The organism is Jatrophihabitans sp. (assembly GCF_035474675.1).
GTDB lineage: Bacteria > Actinomycetota > Actinomycetes > Mycobacteriales > Jatrophihabitantaceae > Jatrophihabitans_A.
The window spans coordinates 52282-69988 of record NZ_DATINC010000140.1 but is presented as its reverse complement, the minus strand read 5'-3'; the positions used below and the strand labels follow the sequence as shown (position 1 = coordinate 69988).

Sequence of the window (17707 nt, the reverse complement as noted above, 5' to 3'; positions counted from 1 at the left end):
CTCCAGATGACTCTGCATCCGCTCGAGGTCGTCGGTGTGCGGGTCGAGCTGCCCGCCAATCAGCCGGTGGTGCTGCTCAAGGAAACCGGCGGCGTTCGTTACCTGCCGATCTGGATCGGCGCGGTGGAGGCGTCGGCCATCGCCTTCGAGCAGCAGGGCGTCCAGACCCCCCGCCCGATGACCCATGACCTGCTCAAGGGCGTGATCGAGGCGCTCGGCGGCAAGCTGAAGCAGGTGTCGATCACCGAGTTGCGCGACGACGTCTTCTACGCCGAGCTGCAGTTCGCCAGCGGCGTCACGGTCAGCGCGCGCCCGTCGGACGCGATCGCGCTGGCGCTGCGCACCGGGGCCCCGATCGTGGGGGACGAGAGCGTGCTGGCGGCCGCCGGCATCTCCATCCCCGAGGAGGACGAGGACGAGGTGGAGCGGTTCCGGGAGTTCCTGGACACCATCTCCGCCGACGACTTCGCCGGTTCCGGCGGCGACGAGCCGCATCCGGGAGCCCCTTGAGCGCCCAGCCGGTGACCCGGCCTCAAGTCTGCACCTGAGGTCGACGGTTACTTTTTCGGCGCGATCCGGCGAGGCGGATTGACCGGTGCAGTCAGCGCGGCATACCGTCGGTAAATACCCACGGTGCAATTCGATGGGTGCCGCGCCCGATCTGAGGTGGATCGGAGGCGGGAAGGACATCGTCAGCGGTGCTGGGGCTTGTCAGAGCAGGCAGGAGAATGACGTGCAGGACGATACGCCGGAGCAGGGTGAGCTGTTCTCCCAGCCAGGCATCGGCTCCGACGACTCGGTGGGCTACCGCGGCCCGACCGCCTGCGCCGCCGCCGGCATCACCTACCGCCAGCTCGACTACTGGGCCCGCACCGAGCTGGTGGTGCCCTCGGTCCGTTCGGCGGCCGGTTCCGGCAGCCAGCGGCTCTACTCGTTCAAGGACATCCTGGTCCTGAAGGTGGTCAAGCGGCTGCTCGACACCGGCGTCTCGCTGCAGAACATCCGGCTCGCGGTGGACGCCCTGCGCCAGCGCGGCGTCGACGACCTGGCCCGGATCACCCTGCTCTCGGACGGCACCACCGTCTACGAGTGCACCTCCTCCGAAGAGGTGGTGGACCTCCTGCAGGGCGGCCAGGGCGTGTTCGGCATCGCGGTGAGCGGGGCGCTGCGCGAGCTGACCGGCTCGCTGGCGACGCTGCCGTCCGAGCGCACCGACGGCACGGTGGGCGTCGAGGCCCCGGCCGACGACGAGCTGTCCCGCCGCCGGCAGCGCCGATCCGCCTCTGCTTGAGAAGCGCCGGACCGCCAGGCTGGTAATCTGGCTGGTACCGCAACGCGCACGGGAGAGTCCGTACCGGTCAGTTCTTAGCAAATGCCGGACGGCGCCGAAGGGGCAACTTCCCCGCCAACCTCTCAGGCTGCAGGACCGTGCGCGCAGGTAGCTCTGAAGGGCGCCGGCCTGACAGAGGGGGAGTAGTCCGGTTTCGTGCCGGGCTATCTCGGCCCTGTCTGGAGTTGGAGCCCGCATGGACCACGCTGCTGGTAACGAAGCTGCCACTGGAAACGCCGCGGAGAATGCCGCCGTTCCCGCCCTGACCCCGTTCTCGGCCCGGCACATCGGGGTCACCCAGCCCGCCGACCAGGCTGTGATGCTCAAGGCGCTGGGTTTCGCCAACCTCGACGAGCTGCTCACCGCGGCCATTCCGGCCAGCATCCGCACCACCCTGGAGCTGGCGCTGCCGCCAGCCGCCTCCGAGGCCGAGGTGGCCGCGGAGCTGCGCGCGCTGGCCGCCCGCAACACTGTGCGCGCCTCGATGATCGGGCTGGGCTACTACGACACCGTCACCCCGCCGGTGATCCGGCGCAACGTGCTCGAGAACCCGGCCTGGTACACCGCCTACACCCCGTACCAGCCCGAGATCAGCCAGGGCCGGCTGGAGGCGCTGCTGAACTTCCAGACCATGGTGGAGGACCTGACCGGCCTGCCGACCGCCGGCGCGTCGCTGCTGGACGAGGCCACCGCGGCCGCCGAGGCGATGGCGCTGGCGCACCGCACCTCGGCCGCGGCCAAGAAGGGCGCCGACGCCTTCCTGGTCGACGCCGAGGCGCTGCCGCAGACCGTGGACGTGGTCCGCACCCGGGCCACCGCGCTCGGCCTGCGGGTGCTGGTCGCCGACCTGTCCGACGGCACCCCGGCCGAGCTCGCCGACGGAGCGGTGTTCGGCGTCCTGCTGCAGTACCCGGGCGCTTCCGGCCGGGTGCGCGACCTGCGTCCGGTGATCGACGCGGCACACGACGCCGGCGCGCTGGTCGCGGTGGCGGCCGACCTGCTGGCCCTGACGCTGCTGACCCCGCCCGGCGAGCTCGGAGCCGACATGGCGGTCGGCACCTCGCAGCGGTTCGGGGTGCCGCTGGGCTTCGGCGGCCCGCATGCCGGCTACCTGGCGATCCGGGCCGGCCTAGAGCGCCAGCTGCCCGGCCGGCTGGTGGGCGTCTCGGTGGACGCCGAGGGGCGGCCGGCCTACCGGCTGGCCCTGCAGACCCGGGAGCAGCACATCCGGCGGGAGAAGGCCACCTCCAACATCTGCACCGCCCAGGTGCTGCTGGCGGTGATGGCCTCGATGTATGCCGTCTACCACGGCCCGACCGGGCTGCGGGCGATCGCGGCCACCGTGCACGCCAAGGCCGCCCGGCTGGCCGCGGCGCTGCGGGCCGGCGGCGTCGAGGTGCTGACCGGCGAGTTCTTCGACACCGTCACCGTCCGGGTGCCGGGCCGGGCCGCCGAGGTGCTGGCGGCCGCCGACGAGCGCGGCGTGAACCTGCGGCTGGTCGACGCCGACCACCTCGGCATCGCCTGCGACGAGGCCACCACCGACTCGGTGCTCAGGGAAGTGCTGGCCGCCTTCGGGGTGACCGGCGAACTGCCGGACACCGCCCCGGTGGCGCTGCCCGGCGGGCTACGGCGCGAGTCGGACTACCTCAGCCACCCGGTGTTCAACTCCCACCACTCCGAGACCGCCATGCTGCGCTACCTGCGCCGGCTGGCCGACCGGGACTACGCGCTGGACCGCGGCATGATCCCGCTCGGCTCGTGCACCATGAAGCTGAACGGCACCACCGAGATGGAGCCGGTGACCAACCCGGGCTTTGCCAACCTGCACCCGTTCGCGCCGCGGGGCCAGTTCGACGGCTACGCCGCCCTGATCGCGGACCTGGAGAGCTGGCTGACCGAGATCACCGGCTACGACGCGGTGTCGCTGCAGCCCAACGCCGGCGCCCAGGGCGAGTTCGCGGGCCTGCTGGCGATCTCCTCCTACCACCGCAGCCGGGGCGAGACCGGCCGCGACATCTGCCTGATCCCGGCCAGCGCGCACGGCACCAACGCGGCCTCGGCGGTGCTGGCCGGCATGAAGGTGGTGGTGGTCGCCACCAGCGGCACCGAGGGCGAGGTGGATCTGGACGACCTGAAGGCCAAGGTCTCCCAGTACGCCGACCGGCTGGCCGCCATCATGGTCACCTACCCGTCCACCCACGGGGTGTTTGAGGACCACATCGGCGAGGTCTGCGAGCTGGTGCACGCCGCCGGCGGCCAGGTCTACGTCGACGGCGCGAACCTCAACGCGATGGTCGGGCTGGCCCGGCCCGGCAAGTTCGGCGCCGACGTCTCGCACCTGAACCTGCACAAGACCTTCTGCATCCCGCACGGCGGCGGCGGGCCGGGCGTCGGCCCGGTCGCGGTCCGCGAGCACCTGGCGCCGTTCCTGCCCAACCACCCGCTGCAGCCGCTGGCCGGGCCCGAGACCGGTCCGGGCGCGATCGCGGCGGCGCCGTGGGGGTCGGCCTCCATCCTGCCGATCACCTGGGCCTACCTGCGGCTGATGGGCCCGGACGGCCTGACCGCGGCCACCGCCACGGCGATCCTGTCGGCCAACTACATCGCGGCCCGGCTCAACGAGCACTACCCGGTGCTCTACACCGGCGCGCGCGGCCTGGTCGCCCACGAGTGCATCCTGGACCTGCGCCAGATCACCAAGGAGACCGGCGTGACGGTCGACGACGTCGCCAAGCGGCTGATCGACTACGGCTTCCACGCGCCGACCATGTCCTTCCCGGTGGCCGGCACCCTGATGGTGGAGCCGACCGAGAGCGAGGACCTGCGCGAGATCGACCGGTTCATTGAGGCGATGATCGCGATCCGGGCCGAGATCGAGCAGGTGCGCAGTGGCGCCTGGCCCGCCCAGGACAATCCGTTGCGCAACGCCCCGCACACCGCGCGCTGCCTGGTGGAGGACTGGGAGCACCCGTACAGCCGGGCCGAGGCGGTCTACCCGGCCGGTGTCGACCCGGCGGCGAAGTACTGGGCGCCGGTACGGCGGATCGACGGCGCCTACGGTGACCGCAATCTGATGTGTTCCTGCCCGCCAGTGGCCGACTACGCCTGAGGCGGGCGGCTGGGCAAGGGTCGTGGGCGCCAGCAACGCTGGCGCCCACGGTCGGTTCTAGAGCTGGTTACAGCTCGGGCGGCTCAGGCCACCCGGTGCAGCGCGGCGGCGGTCAGTTCCGCCCGCCGGGCCTGGACGCAGTGGCCGTCCGGCAGGATCTCGCCGGAGTCCTCGAACAGCACGACGCCATTGCAGAGCAGGCTCCAGCCCTGCTCCGGGTGGCAGGCGATGACGTGCGCTGCGTCCCGGTCGGCGCCGTGGGCGTCGGGACAGCGCGGTTCGTGTATACAGGTCCCCCGGGCGACCGGGTTGCGCGGCGCGGCCTGGTCGGGCGCCGGCAGGTTATCGAGGTGGCTCATTAGCTGCTTCCTAGCCTGGTGAGTGTCTACATACGTATCTATCAGATTGTGGTGTGGCGCACATCAATGTTCGGCGTTTTCCGGTAGCGATTACAGGCTGATTCGTGCGTTGCCGTGCAGTCGTAGCCAAATTGCAATCTTAACATCGAACAAACACCGCCCAGATCGGAAAGTCAAGACCGACAGCCTCTAGGTTTTCTCAAGTCGCGATCGGAGAACCTTGTCTCTACAGAGGCTCGAGGGCGTGTCTACGTACACGTCGGGTCAGGTCCGTCCCGCCTGGTCCTGCGCCTCGGACAGCGCCGGCGAGGACTCCATCCAGTCGGCCAGCACCGCCGGAAAGCCCACGCCGGCCGCCGCGGCGATCACCTTGGCGTCGTCGTCGACGAACAGTTCCACCTGCCGAGGGCGCAATCGGGTCAATTCGGCCAGCTTGAGCACCGGCGCCGGCCGGAAGTCCCGCCGGCCCCGCATGATCAGCTCGGTGCCGGGCAGTTCGCGCTGGTCCAGCCAGCGTCGGGTGACCTCCTCCAGCGACCGCGGCCGGCCGGTCAGCCAGACGATCTCGTGCTCGGTCGCCGCGGCACGCACCCGGTCGATGCCCTCGGCCAGGCTGGTGTCCCGGGCCGCCGCGGCGAAGAACGCCGGCCAGTCCTTGGGCCGGCGTTCCAGCAGGTGCAGCCGGTGCCGGACGTCGGCCACCACGCCGTCGATGTCGAAGACCGCAATGCCCACCCGTCCAGAGTACGAGGCAGCCCGGGGTGCCTCCGACCAGTCGCGGATCGGCCGGGCGGGCCGGCTCCGGCCGGTAGACTCTTCAGAACGTGGAGTTTCTCAACGGCCTGATGCCGGCACACGACCTGACCTACGAAGACGTCTTCATGGTCCCGCGGTCCTCCGACGTGGCGTCCCGCTTCGACGTGGACCTGGCCACCAGCGACGGCAGCGGTGCCACCATCCCCCTGGTGGTCGCCAACATGACGGCGGTGGCCGGCCGGCGGATGGCCGAGACGGTGGCCCGCCGGGGCGGGCTGACGGTGCTGCCCCAGGACATCCCGGTCGACGTGGTCGCCGAGGTGGTCAGCTGGGTCAAGCAGCGCGACCTGGTGCACGAGACGGCGCTGACCCTGGCGCCGACCAACACCGTCTCCGACGCGCGGGCACTGATGCCCAAGCGGGGGCACGGGGCCGTGGTGGTGGTCGAAGACGGCCGTCCGGTCGGCGTGGTCACCGAGCGCGACTGCGCCGGTGCCGACCAGTTCGCCCAGCTGTCGCAGGTGATGTCGAGCCGGTTGCAGAAGCTGCCCGCCAAGATCAGCGCCCGCGAGGCGTTCGACAAGCTGGCCGACCAGCACCGCAGGCTGGCGCCGGTGGTCGACGACGACGGCCTGCTGGTCGGCGTGCTGACCCGCACCTCGGCGTTGCGCGCGACCCTGTACGAGCCCGCCACCGACGCCGCCGGCCGGCTGCGGGTGGCGGCGGCGATGGGGGTCAACGGCGACGTCCGGGCCAAGGCCGAGCGGCTGCTGGCCACCGGCATCGACCTGCTGGTGCTCGACACCGCGCACGGCCACCAGCACCGGATGCTCGAGGCGCTGGCCGCGGTCCGCTCGATCTCGCCCGGGGTGCCGATCGCGGCCGGCAACGTGGTGTCGGCGGGCGGCACCGTGGACCTGATCGAGGCCGGCGCCGACATCGTCAAGGTGGGCGTCGGGCCCGGCGCGATGTGCACCACCCGGATGATGACCGGGGTCGGCCGCCCGCAGTTCTCGGCCGTCCTGGAATGCGCCGGGGCGGCCCGGCGGCTGGGCCGGCACGTCTGGGCCGACGGCGGGGTGCGGCACCCGCGCGACGTCGCGCTGGCGCTGGCCGCCGGCGCCTCGGCGGTGATGATCGGCTCCTGGTTCGCCGGCACCTACGAGTCGCCGGGCGACCTGAAGGTGGCCGCCGACGGCCGGGCCTACAAGGACAGCTTCGGAATGGCCTCGGCCCGGGCGGTGGCCTCCCGGACGGCGTCGGAGTCGCCCTTCGAGCGGGCCCGCAAGGCGCTGTTCGAGGAGGGCATCTCCACCGGGCGGAGCTACCTGGACCCGGCCCGGCCGGGCGTGGAGGACCTGATCGACTCGATCATCGCCGGCGTCCGGTCGGCCTTCACCTACGCCGGCGCCCGCACCATCGCCGAGTTCACCGACCGCGCCGTGGTGGGCATCCAGAGCAGCGCCGGCTACGCCGAGGGGCGCCCGGTGCAGTCCGGCTGGTAACGCAGGTCCCGCGCGGGGCACCCCCGTGATTGACGGGGAAAACCCGCCGAACCATGCTGGGGCTCATGACTACACGCGCCGAGCCGGCCGGGCATTCACACCGCCCGCACCTGCACGGCGGCGGCGGCCCGGACGCCGACCGCCGGTGGCTGTCGGCCGCCCTGGTGGTAATTGTGGCCTTCCTGGTCGCCGAGGTCGCCGTGGGATTGGCGGTCGGGTCGCTGGCGCTGCTCACCGACGCCGGCCACCTGCTCACCGACGCCGCCGCCCTGGCGGTCGCGGTGGTCGCCGCCGGGCTGGCCCGCCGGCCGGCCCGGGGTGCCTACACCTACGGCTTCACCCGGATCGACGCGGTGTCCGCCCAGGCCAACGGCATCACCCTGCTGCTGCTGGCCGTCTGGTTCGCCGTGGCGGCGGTGCGGCGGCTGTTCGACCCGCCGGACGTCCCCGGGGCGGCGGTGCTGGTGGTGGCCCTGGTCGGCATCGGGGTGAACCTGGTGGCGGTGCTGCTGGCCGCCCGGGCCAACCAGAGCAGCCTGAACGTGCGGGGTGCGCTGGCCCACCTGGTCACCGACCTGTGGGCATTCGTGGCCACCGCCGTGGCCGGCGCGGTGATCCTGCTGACCGGCTGGACCAGGGCCGACGCGGTGGCCTCGCTGGTGGTCGCCGCGCTGATGGTGCGCAGCGGCACCGGGCTGGTGCGCTCGGCCGGCCGGGTGTTCCTGGAGGCCGCGCCCAGCGGCACCGACCCGGCCCGGATCGGCCGCTCGATGGCCGCGGTGGCCGGCGTGCGCGAGGTGCACGACCTGCACGTGTGGGACCTGGGCGCCGGCGAGCCGGCGCTGTCGGCGCACCTGGTGATCGAGGCCAGCCACGACTGCCACGAGGTGGCGCACGGGGTGCGGCGGGTGCTGGCCGACCTGCACCGGATCCGGCACGCCACCCTGCAGGCCGACCACCAGCACGCCGACCGGCCGCTGGTGGCCGACGACTGCGCCCGGGACGCGCACGGCCCGGGTTACGTCGGCGATCCCGCCGATCGCTGAACCCACCCGGGCAGGCCCATCCGGACAGCCCGCCCGGCAGCCCGGACGGGGCTACACCGCCTCGCGCTCGATCGGCTCGCCCGCCAGGTAGGTACGCCACAGCTCGGCGTAGCTGCCGCCGTCGGCCAGCAGCTGCTGGTGGCTGCCGTCCTCGACGATGCGGCCGTCGGCCAGCACCACGATCCGGTCGGCCCGGGCCGCGGTGGTCAGCCGGTGCGCCACCGTCACCGTGGTGCGGTGCCGGCTCAGCCGCTGGGTCGCCTCGGTGACCTGCGCCTCGCTGGCCAGGTCCAGCGCGGCGGTGGCCTCGTCCAGCAGCAGGATGTCGGGGTCGACCAGCTCGGCCCGGGCCAGCGCGATCAGCTGCCGCTGGCCGGCGGACAGGTTGCGGCCCCGTTCGCCCACCTGGTGCAGGTAGCCGCCGCTCAGGGCGGCCACCATCTGGTGCGCGCCGACCGCCCGGGCGGCCCGCTCCACCTCGGCGTCGGTGGCGTCGGGCCGGCCGTAGGCGATGGCGTCGCGCACCGTGCCGGGGGACAGATAGGCCTCCTGCGGCACGATGCCCAGCCGCTGCCGGTAGCCGCCCAGGTCCAGCTCGCGCAGGTCCGCACCGTCCACCGCGACGGTGCCGGCAGTCGGGTCGTAGAACCGGGCGATCAGCTTGACCAGGGTGGACTTGCCGGCGCCGGTCTGCCCGACCAGCGCCACCGACTGGCCGGCCGGAATGCGCAGCTCGATGCCGCTGACCGCCGGCCGGGTGGTGCCGGGGTAGTGGAACTCCACGCCGGTCAGGGTGATCTCACCGCGCAGCGCCGGCACCGGCCGCGGCTCGGCCGGCTCCGGCGTACCGGTCGGGGTGCCCAGCAGCTCCTTCAGCCGGGACAGCCCCACCGAGGCCTGCTGGTAGCCGTCGAAGACCTGGGACAGCTGCTGGACCGGCCCGAAGAAGGCGTCCAGGTAGAGGAAGAAGGCGATCAGCGAGCCGGCCGACAGGCTGCCGTGCGCCAGCCGGTGCGCGCCGAAGGCGAGCACCGCGGCACCGGAGAGGTCGGCGAGGAGCTGCACGAACGGGAAGTAGGTCGAGATGTAGATCTGGGCGCGCAGCCGGGAGTCGCGGTAGTCCCGGGCGGCGCCCAGGAAGACCTGGGCGTTGCGCTGCTCGCGCCGGAACACCTGCGCCACCCGGACGCCGGCCACGTTCTCCTGGAACTGGGCGTTGACCGTGCTGACCCGCTCCCGGGCCTCGACGTAGGCGGGCACCGACAGCCGGCGGAACACCAGGGTGGCCGCCAGCAGGATCGGCAGCGCGGCGACCAGCACCAGGGCCAGCTGCGCGTCGAGCAGCAGCAGCGCCACCAGCACCCCGACCAGGGTGAGCACGCTGATCAGCGCCGAGGCCAGGCTGGTCTGCAGGAAGTTCGACAGCGCGTCGACGTCGGTGGTCATCCGGGTCATGATCCGGCCGCCCAGCTCGCGCTCGTAGTAGTCCAGGCTGAGCCGTTGCAGGTGCGCGAACGCCTTGACCCGCAGCGTGTAGAGCAGCCGCTCGCCGGTGCGCCCGGTCAGCCGGGTGCCGGCCGCGCTGACCAGCCAGTCCAGCGCCAGCAGCCCGACCGCGACCGCCGAGACGGTGTACAGCACCGTTGCCCGGTGTTCGAGGACGCCGCGGTCCACGGCGGTCCTGATCAGCGAGGGCAGCAGCAGCTGCAGCACTGCGTCCAGGCCCACCAGGCCGATGCCGAGCGCGAACGCCAGCCGCACCGGCGCCAGTAGCCCGCGCAGGCTGAAGTGCGGTTCCGGCGCCCGGACGGCCGCCTCGTCCACCTCGGGCACGTCGGTTGCCGGGGGCAGCGCGGCCACCTTGGCCAGCAGGTCCTCCGACGGCGGCACCGCCTCGAACAGGCCCCGGCCGCCCATCATCCGGCCACTGGCCTCGGTGACCCGCCGGAGCGAGGCGGGGGCGGCGCCGGGCTCGGCCGCGACGGGCTGCCACAGCGCGGTGCTGACCCCGTCCACCACCTCGGAGGAGACCGGGGCGGCGCTGGACAGCTCGCCGGCGTCGATCCCCTCGGCGTCCTCGCCGGGGCCGGCCAGCAGCAGCCGGAACAGCGGGCAGCGCTCCATCAGCTCGGCGAAGGTGCCGACGTCGACCACCCGGCCGGCGTCGAGCACCGCGATCCGGTCGGCCAGTGCCAGGGTGGAGCGGCGGTGCGCGATCAGCACCGTGGTACGGCCCTGGATCAGCTGCCGCAGGGTGGCCAGGATCTCGGCCTCCACCCGCGGGTCGACCGCGCTGGTCGCGTCGTCCAGCAGCATGATCCGGGGGTCGGCCAGCAGCGCCCGGGCCAGCGCGATCCGCTGCCGCTGGCCGCCGGACAGGGTCAGGCCGCGTTCGCCCACCACGGTGTCGTAGCCCTGCGGCAGCTCGGCGATGAAGTCGGCCGCCTCGGCGGCGCTCGCCGCGGCGACGATCCGGTCGAAGTCGGCGTCCGGGCGGCCGTAGGCGATGTTGGCCGCGATCGTGTCGGAGAACAGGAAGCTGTCCTCGAAGACCATGCCGATCGCCGAGCGCAGGTCGGCCAGCCGGAGCTGCCGGACGTCCACGCCGCCGACGCTCAGCGATCCGGCGTGCACGTCGTAGAAGCGCGGCACCAGCATCGCCAGGGTGGACTTGCCCGAGCCCGCGCCGCCGACGATGGCCACCGTCTCGCCGGGCCGGACGGTCAGGTCCAGCCCGGCGAGCACCGGGTCGGAGCGGGTGTAGCCGAACTGGACGCCGTCGAAGGCCAGCCCCAGCGGGCCGTCCGGCAGCTGTTGCGGGTCGGCCGGGTCGAGCACCTCGGGCGAGGAGTCGATCACCTCCAGCACCCGTTCCACGCCGGCCCGGGCCTGCTGGCCGATGGTCAGCATCGCGGTGACGGCGCGCACCGGCCCGACCAGCTGGCCGAGGTAGGTGGAGAACGCCAGGAAGGTGCCCAGGGTGATCCGGCCGTGCAGGGCCAGCCAGCCGCCGACCAGCAGCACCCCGACCTGGCCCAGCGCCGGGATCGCGGTCAGCGACGAGGCGTACTTGGCCTGCAGCCGGACCACCCGCAGCCGCTCGGCGAACAGCGTGCGGGCCTGCCGGCTGAGCTGCTCCACCTCGCGGTGCTCCTGGCCGAAACCCTTGACCACCCGGACGCCGGTGACCGCGGCCTCCACCTGGCCGACCAGCTCGCCGGCCTGCAGCTGGGCCGACCAGTTGGCCGGGAACAGGTCACGGCTGGACAGCTTGGCGACGAACCAGAGCGCCGGGACGACCGCCAGCACCACCAGGGTGAGCAGCGGCGAGAGCACCACCATGGCGACCAGCGAGATCACGAACAGCAGCGCGTTGCCGCTCAGGATCGGCAGGAAGGACAGCAATCCCTGCACCAGGCCGACGTCGCTGATCGACCGGCTGACCACCTGGCCGGTCTGCAGGGCGTCCTGCGCCGCGCCGTCCAGGCGTTGCAGGGAGGAGAAGACATCGGCGCGCAGGTCGTACTGCACGTCCAGCGACAGCCGGCCGGCGCAGAACCGGCGGGCGAAGGTCAGCCCGTACTGCAACACCGCCGCCAGCACCAGCAGCCACACCCAGGGCGCCACCGACGGCCGGGACTGTCCGGGCTGGCTGACGATGTCGACGACGTGCTTGATCACCAGCGGCACCGACACCGAGACCAGCGCGCCGCCCAGCGCCGCGCCGAACGAGCCGAACAGGTCGCCCCGGTGCCGCAGGCAGTAGCCGATCAGCCGGCGCAGCCAGGACGGGGAGCTGGCTGGAGTCGGGGGCACCGAATCATCCTATTCGGCCGTTGTTAGCCAGGCGAACCTTCAACCCGACGGCCGGTTACCCTCGGCCCATGACCGGTCCCTCCAGCGCCGGGCTGTGCGCCGGATGCCGGCACGCCCGGCTCAACCAGACCCGGCGCGGGCCGGTGTACCTGCGCTGCCAGCTGGCCAGCGTCGATCCGGCCTACCCGCGCTACCCGCGGCTGCCGGTGCTGCGCTGCGCCGGCTACCAGCCGGCCGAGCCCGCCTGAACGGGGCTCAGCCCGGTACCCGGGCGGTGCCGTGCAGCAGCTCCGCCGCCAGGTCCCCGTCGGCCGCCACCCGGTCGAGCACCTCGCTGCTCTCGAGCTGGCGGAGTCCCGGTTTGGCGAGCTCGTCCCACGTGCGGGGTGCCGCCACCCACGGCCGGGCCCGGCCGCGCAGCGAGTACGGGCAGATGGTGGTCTTGGCCGGGTTGTTCTGGCTCCAGTCCAGCAGCACCTTGCCGGTCCGCAGCACCTTGGCCATGTTGGACACCATCAGCTTCGGGTGGCTCTGCTCCAGCGACTCGGCGAGCCGCTTGGCGTAGCCGTGCACCTTCTCCACCGGCTGCGAACCGTCCAGCGGGGCGTAGAGCTGCAGTCCCTTGCTGCCGCTGGTCACCGGAAATGCCGTCAGGCCGTCCTCGGCGAGCCGGTCGCGCACCAGCAGGGCCGCCTCGGCGCACTCGGCCAGGCCCGCCGGCGGCCCGGGGTCGAGGTCGATCACCAGCCGGCTCGGATTGCGCACCGCGCCGCGCGGGCCCACCGTCCACTGCGGCACGTGGAACTCCAGGGCCGCCAGGTTGACCAGCCAGATCAGGTCGGCGGTCTTGGCCAGCACCGGAAAGGCCAGCGTCTCCCGGTTGCGGGACGAACCGGGGGTGGGCAGCGTGACGGTGCGCAGCCAGGACGGTGCGTAGCTGGGCAGGTTCTTCTCGTAGAACGGCTGGGAGCCGGTGCCGTCCGGCCACCGGATCCGGGTCACCGGCCGGTCGGCGAGCTGCGGCAGCAGCACCGGCGCGATCCGGGCGTAGTAGTCCAGCACCTCGGCCTTGGTGGTGCCGGCCTCGGGGTAGTACACCTTGTCCAGCCGCTTGAGGGTGAACTGGTGGCCGTCGACGCTGATCCGCTGGTCGCCGGGTTCAGGACTCACGCCGCACCTCGGCCGGGTCGATGTCGGGCCGCACGCCCCTGAACACCGGAAAGCGCAGCCGGTTTCCGGTGGTCCAGCCGTGGTGGCGCACCTCGATCACCACGCTCGGCTCGCACCAGACGGCGCCGACCGCGTCCAGTCGGGGGATCGCGGCGTTGAACGGTGACGCCGCCCGGCGCAGCGGGCCGAGCAGCCGCTTGAGGTCTTGGCCGGCCGCCCGGCTGATCCCGCTGCCGACCCGGCCGGTGAAGCTCAGCCCGCCGGCGCCGTCGGGCATGCCCATCAGCAGCGCGCCGATCAGCTCGGGCGAGCCGGTCTCCGGCCGCCAGCCGCCCACCACGCACACCTGGTGCAGCTTGTGGGCGGTCTTGATCCAGTCCGGGCTGCGCCGGCCGGGCTGGTAGATCGACTGGCGGCGCTTGGCCACCACGCCCTCCAGGCCCTGGTCCAGGGTGGCCGCCAGCAGCGCCGGGCCGTCGTCGTAGGCCGGCGAGCTGCGCCAGGTCGGCTCCGGCAGGCTGAGCCGTTCCAGGCTGTTGCGCCGCTCGCTCAGCGGGCGCTGGGTGAGGTCCACGCCGTAGAGGCGCAGCAGGTCGAAGGCCATCATGGTCACCGGCTGGACCTGGGCCAGCTCCCGGGCCCGGCGCTCGTCGCCGACGTGCATCCGGTCGGCGAGCGCGGCGAAGGACGGCACCCCGTCGCGCAGCGCGATGACCTCCCCGTCGATCAGGGCGTCCTTGACGCCGTCGGTCACCACCACCAGCTCGGGGAAGCTGACCGTCACGTCCCGGCCGGTGCGCGACACCAGCCGGAGTCCGGAATCGGTGATGTCGGCCAGTACTCGCATACCATCCCACTTGACTTCGTGCTGCCAGTCCTTGCCAATTGGCTGTGGGCCGGGTGTGGCGAGCATCGGTCGCATAGGCTCATGCTGCCTGTGTAGACATGCGGGCACCACCGTGAGGAGCAGAGATGAGAGCCATCTGGAAAGGCGCAGTGTCTTTCGGACTGGTCAACGTGCCGGTCCGGCTGTTCGCCGCGACCGAGGAGAACGATATCCGCTTCCACCAGGTGCACCGCGAGGACGGCGGCCGGATCCGGTACAAGCGGACCTGCTCGGTGTGCGGCGAAGAGGTCAGCTACGACGACATCGCCAAGGGGTATGAAACGAGTGACGGCCAGCTGGTGATCCTCACCGACGAGGATCTCGACCAGTTGCCGGTGGCCACCAGCCACGAGATCGACGTGGTGGAGTTCGTGCCCAGCACCCAGGTGGACCCGATCCTGTTCGCCAAGACCTACTACCTCGAGCCGGATGCCAAGGCCGCCAAGCCGTACGCGCTGCTGCGCGAGGCGCTGATCGAGACCGAGCGGATGGCCATCGTCAAGGTGGCGTTGCGCCAGAAGGAAACCCTGGCGGTGCTGCGAGTTCGCGACCGGGTGATCCTGCTGCAGACCATGCTGTGGCCCGACGAGGTCCGCAAGCCGGACTTCCAGATCCTCGACTCCGACGTGGAGCTGCGGCCGCAGGAGCTGAAGATGGCGGCCTCGCTGGTCGAGAGCATGGCCGCCGACTTCGAGCCGGAGCAGTTCTCCGACAGCTACCGCGAGGCGGTCGTCGAGCTGATCGACGCCAAGCTCGAGCGTGGCGAGTCGGCCCAGCTGCCGGCCAAGGACGACGCCAAGGACGACAAGACCAGCGAGGTCATCGACCTGCTCACCGCCCTGCAGCGCAGCGTCGACCGGGCCAGGGGAGTGGACTCCGGCTCGTCGGCCGACGGCGCCGCGCCGGCCGAGGAGGAGCCTGCCAAGCCCGCCAAGACCGCCGCGAAGAAGTCGGCCCCGGCCAAGAAGGCGCCCGCCAAGAAGACCGCCCCGGCGAAGAAGGCGCCGGCCGCCAAGAAGGCCGCGCCGGCCAAGAAGGCAGCCAGCAAGAGCGCCTGAGCCCAGCCGGGCGCAGAGATTTCCTGCTACCGTGACTGCCATGTCCAGCTGCCCGGCCTCCGTGCTGCGCAGCTGGCGGCCGTCCGAATGACGGACGGCCCGTTCCAGTAACCCCAGCTGCTTTCCGAGGGGCCGTCCTGCCGGACGGCCCTTTGTTTTGTCGCGTTCGGCAGGCAACCCCTCCTGACTCCCAGGAGGAAATCCATGACCGCAACGACAACCGCACCCGGCCGGGCTGTCGCGCCGGCAACCGGCCGCACGGTGGCCGGCCGGGTGCTCACCGGCGACCGCCCGACCGGCGGCCTGCACCTCGGGCACTACTTCGGCACCCTGGCCAACCGAGTCCGGCTGCAGCGGCAGGGCTGCGAGCTGTTCGTGGTGGTGGCCGACTACCAGGTGGTCACCGACCGGGACCGCCCGGTAGACCTGCCGGAGCTGCGCACCGCGATGGTGCTGGACTACCTGGCCTGCGGCATCGACCCGGACGCCAGCACGATCTTCGCGCACAGCGCGGTACCCGCACTCAACCAGCTGCTGCTGCCGTTCCTGTCGCTGGTCAGCACCGGCGAGCTGGACCGCAACCCGACCGTGAAGGAGGAGATCCGCACCGCCGGCCGGTCGTCGGTGAGCGCGCTGATGCTGACCTACCCGGTGCACCAAGCCGCCGACATCCTGTTCTGCAAGGCCGAACTGGTGCCGGTCGGCAAGGACCAGCTGCCGCACCTGGAGCTGACCCGGGCCATCGCCCGCCGGTTCAACGAGCGCTACGGGCCGGTGTTCGGGCTGCCGGAGGAGCTGCTCGGCGCCACCGGCACGCTGCTCGGGCTGGACGGCCGGAAGATGTCGAAGAGCCTGGGCAACGGCATCGCGTTGTCCGACTCCCCGGACCAGGTGGCCGCCAAGGTCCGGGCGGCCCGTACCGACTCCGAGCGCCGGATCAGCTACGCACCCGACATCCGGCCCGAGGTGGCCACCCTGCTCACCCTGGCCGGGCTCTGCCTGGGGGAGGACCCGGCGGCGGTAGCCGAGCGGATCGGCACCGCCGGCGCTGCCGAGCTCAAGCGGGTGGTGATCGACGCGGTGAACGGGCTGCTGGCCCCGATCCGGGCCCGACGGGCCGGGCTGGGGCGCGCCGACGCCGAGGCGATCCTGCGCCGCGGCGCGGACCGGGCCCGCGAGATCGCCGACCAGACCCTGGCCGAGGTCAACGCCGCGATGCGGATGGGATAGCCGCACGGGCTCGTGAACCAATTGGATATGCGCGTACTGTGGGTAGTACTACGCATAGGACGGAGAAGAGCCGTGGGCCGAGCGAACGTCTACCTGCCGGACGACCTGGAACGCCGGGTGAAGGCCGCCCGGATCCCCATCTCGGAGGTGTGCCAGCGCGCCCTGCTGGCCGCCGTGGAAGCGGCCGAGGGGTCCGGCCACCCGTTCGGGCCGGAGATCGGCGAGCAGTTCCAGCGCGGCTGGCAGGCCGGGGTGCGCTGGACCGAGCAGGCGGCGCCCGAGGCGCTGCTCACCCTGTTGCGCGACCAGCGGCTGGAGGAGATCCCGGCCGAGCTGCTGCCGGCCGACCTGTACTCCCTCACCCAGGACCAGGCGCTGGCCTGGGAGGCGGGTTTCGCCGAGGCGGCCCGGGCAGGAGTGCGGCTGCCGCAGCCGGCGGTCGAGCAGCCAGCCGGTCCGTCCCTGACCAAGGCCACCGACAGCAAGGCCACCGACAGCAAGGCCCCCGACAGCGAGGCGGCGGAAACCCCGGAGCAGGACGAGCCCGCCGGTGACAGCCCGGTCGCCCGCCCGGTCGAGCTGGGTGACGACTCGGGCTGCCAGATCGGCATGACGCTGGACGGGCACCGGGTCTGCTTCGACCCGCACGCAGCACTGCGGGACGGCAAGAGCCCGCTGTTCGCGGTGCTGGGCCACGCCGACGAGCGGGCCCGGCTGGTGCTGAGCGTCGCGCAGGACGCCGCGGCTCGCGGCAGCGGCGTGGTGCTGGTGGACCTGTCCGGCCAGCTGGTGTCGCGGGCCCCGGGGCTGGGCAAGAACGTCCGGATCGTGCGCCGGCCGCAGGCGGTGCCGCGGCTGGAGGACCTGGTGCAGGGCGCGGTGGGCCTGGGCGGGCTGTGGGACACGGTGGCGGGGCTGTCCAAGGGCGCCGGGCTGACCCAGCTGTTCGCCAACCCGGGGGAGGAGCGGATCGAGCCCGGCTACGTCACCGTCATCAGCCTGGCCGAGGCCGGCCAGCTCGGGGCGGCGCTGCCGGTGATCCAGCTGCTCGGCCAGTTCGCGACCCGGGCGGACTTCCCGCGGCTCCTGCACGTCGACCTGCCGGCCGGCATGACCGTGCCGGCCCCGTTCGCCGCCCGGCTGGGCCGGATCGTGCGAACCGCGCGGCAGCAGAACGCCGCGGTGGGCCTGTCGGCCGAGAACGCCGACACCGTCGGGCAACTGGCCAGCGGCGGGGCGCTGCTGTCCACCGCGATCGCCTTCGCGACCAGCAGCCCGGTCGAAGCCGACCGGCTGCGCGCCCTGCTCGGGGTGGACGCCCCGATCCTGCTCGACCCGCCGGGCAGCTCGGTCCGGCCCAGCGACCAGGTGTGGGCGGCGATGCGCGACCTGCACGGCCGGCTCGGCCAGGTCCGGATGGAAGGCTGGTAATCCGGCCT

The 17707-nt window shown here is 72.6% G+C and carries 14 protein-coding genes and 1 riboswitch; of the genes, 9 read left to right on the top strand and 5 right to left on the bottom strand.

Translation table 11 applies throughout. The features are described 5' to 3' along the window. The first annotated feature begins 12 nt into the window (after nt 1-12). From VLJ82_RS16310 to gcvP, 3 genes are all read left to right on the top strand, one after another. The gene (locus VLJ82_RS16310) at nt 13-510 is read left to right on the top strand and encodes a bifunctional nuclease family protein (protein WP_408664444.1); all 498 of its coding nucleotides are present in this window, start codon (nt 13-15) and stop codon (nt 508-510) included. 133 nt (nt 511-643) lie between these two features. Then, nucleotides 644-1291, top strand: coding sequence for a MerR family transcriptional regulator (locus VLJ82_RS16305; protein WP_408664422.1), 648 nt, complete (start codon nt 644-646; stop codon nt 1289-1291). Between the two features lie 39 nt (nt 1292-1330). Beyond that, nucleotides 1331-1439, top strand: a riboswitch (glycine riboswitch). Between the two features lie 87 nt (nt 1440-1526). Further along, the gene (gene gcvP / locus VLJ82_RS16300; protein WP_408664421.1) at nt 1527-4442 is read left to right on the top strand and encodes an aminomethyl-transferring glycine dehydrogenase; all 2916 of its coding nucleotides are present in this window, start codon (nt 1527-1529) and stop codon (nt 4440-4442) included. An 83-nt stretch (nt 4443-4525) separates the two neighbouring features. Here gcvP and VLJ82_RS16295 read toward each other — a convergent pair whose 3' ends face one another. Next, on the bottom strand, nt 4526-4801 hold the full coding sequence (locus VLJ82_RS16295; RefSeq protein ID WP_408664420.1) for a DUF5999 family protein: 276 nt from the start codon (nt 4799-4801) through the stop codon (nt 4526-4528). Between the two features lie 264 nt (nt 4802-5065). Next, a complete protein-coding gene (locus tag VLJ82_RS16290; RefSeq protein WP_408664419.1) occupies nt 5066-5536 on the bottom strand; it encodes a hypothetical protein in 471 nt (156 codons plus the stop codon). A gap of 89 nt (nt 5537-5625) precedes the next feature. On the opposite strand from VLJ82_RS16290, the gene VLJ82_RS16285 reads away from it, so the two are divergent. Next, a complete protein-coding gene (locus tag VLJ82_RS16285) occupies nt 5626-7062 on the top strand; it encodes a GuaB1 family IMP dehydrogenase-related protein (protein ID WP_408664418.1) in 1437 nt (478 codons plus the stop codon). A gap of 65 nt (nt 7063-7127) precedes the next feature. Then, nucleotides 7128-8108 (top strand): cation diffusion facilitator family transporter, encoded by a 981-nt coding sequence (locus VLJ82_RS16280; protein WP_408664417.1) that lies wholly within the window; start codon nt 7128-7130, stop codon nt 8106-8108. 51 nt (nt 8109-8159) lie between these two features. On the opposite strand, the gene VLJ82_RS16275 is transcribed toward VLJ82_RS16280, so the two are convergent. Next, the gene (locus VLJ82_RS16275; RefSeq protein ID WP_408664416.1) at nt 8160-11924 is read right to left on the bottom strand and encodes an ABC transporter ATP-binding protein; all 3765 of its coding nucleotides are present in this window, start codon (nt 11922-11924) and stop codon (nt 8160-8162) included. A 68-nt stretch (nt 11925-11992) separates the two neighbouring features. On the opposite strand from VLJ82_RS16275, the gene VLJ82_RS16270 reads away from it, so the two are divergent. Further along, nucleotides 11993-12172, top strand: coding sequence for a hypothetical protein (locus VLJ82_RS16270; RefSeq protein WP_408664415.1), 180 nt, complete (start codon nt 11993-11995; stop codon nt 12170-12172). A 7-nt stretch (nt 12173-12179) separates the two neighbouring features. Here VLJ82_RS16270 and ligD (VLJ82_RS16265) read toward each other — a convergent pair whose 3' ends face one another. Beyond that, nucleotides 12180-13094: a non-homologous end-joining DNA ligase gene (gene ligD, locus VLJ82_RS16265; protein ID WP_408664414.1), complete on the bottom strand. Its 915-nt coding sequence runs from the start codon at nt 13092-13094 to the stop codon at nt 12180-12182. Next, the gene (ligD, locus tag VLJ82_RS16260; protein ID WP_408664443.1) at nt 13084-14007 is read right to left on the bottom strand and encodes a non-homologous end-joining DNA ligase; all 924 of its coding nucleotides are present in this window, start codon (nt 14005-14007) and stop codon (nt 13084-13086) included. Before ligD (VLJ82_RS16260) ends, ligD (VLJ82_RS16265) begins: the two co-directional genes overlap by 11 nt. Nucleotides 14008-14066: 59 nt before the next feature. On the opposite strand from ligD (VLJ82_RS16260), the gene VLJ82_RS16255 reads away from it, so the two are divergent. From VLJ82_RS16255 to VLJ82_RS16245, 3 genes are all read left to right on the top strand, one after another. Further along, on the top strand, nt 14067-15038 hold the full coding sequence (locus VLJ82_RS16255; RefSeq protein ID WP_408664413.1) for a Ku protein: 972 nt from the start codon (nt 14067-14069) through the stop codon (nt 15036-15038). 204 nt (nt 15039-15242) lie between these two features. Further along, nucleotides 15243-16268 (top strand): tryptophan--tRNA ligase, encoded by a 1026-nt coding sequence (gene trpS / locus VLJ82_RS16250; RefSeq protein ID WP_408664412.1) that lies wholly within the window; start codon nt 15243-15245, stop codon nt 16266-16268. Nucleotides 16269-16340: 72 nt separating this feature from the next. Continuing rightward, nucleotides 16341-17699 carry a hypothetical protein gene (locus tag VLJ82_RS16245; protein WP_408664411.1) on the top strand — a complete coding sequence of 453 codons (1359 nt, stop codon included), beginning with the start codon at nt 16341-16343 and terminating at the stop codon, nt 17697-17699. The last annotated feature ends 8 nt before the right edge of the window (nt 17700-17707 follow it).

Bases quoted from the DNA above. Each gene is read 5' to 3' on its own strand.
- VLJ82_RS16305 (WP_408664422.1), top strand. From the start codon at position 644: ATGGGTGCCGCGCCCGATCTGAGGTGGATCGGAGGCGGGAAGGACATC.
- gcvP (WP_408664421.1), top strand. From the start codon at position 1,527: ATGGACCACGCTGCTGGTAACGAAGCTGCCACTGGAAACGCCGCGGAG.
- VLJ82_RS16295 (WP_408664420.1), bottom strand. From the start codon at position 4,801: ATGAGCCACCTCGATAACCTGCCGGCGCCCGACCAGGCCGCGCCGCGC.
- VLJ82_RS16280 (WP_408664417.1), top strand. From the start codon at position 7,128: ATGACTACACGCGCCGAGCCGGCCGGGCATTCACACCGCCCGCACCTG.
- VLJ82_RS16270 (WP_408664415.1), top strand. From the start codon at position 11,993: ATGACCGGTCCCTCCAGCGCCGGGCTGTGCGCCGGATGCCGGCACGCC.
- ligD (WP_408664443.1), bottom strand. From the start codon at position 14,007: ATGCTCGCCACACCCGGCCCACAGCCAATTGGCAAGGACTGGCAGCAC.
- VLJ82_RS16255 (WP_408664413.1), top strand. From the start codon at position 14,067: ATGAGAGCCATCTGGAAAGGCGCAGTGTCTTTCGGACTGGTCAACGTG.
- trpS (WP_408664412.1), top strand. From the start codon at position 15,243: ATGACCGCAACGACAACCGCACCCGGCCGGGCTGTCGCGCCGGCAACC.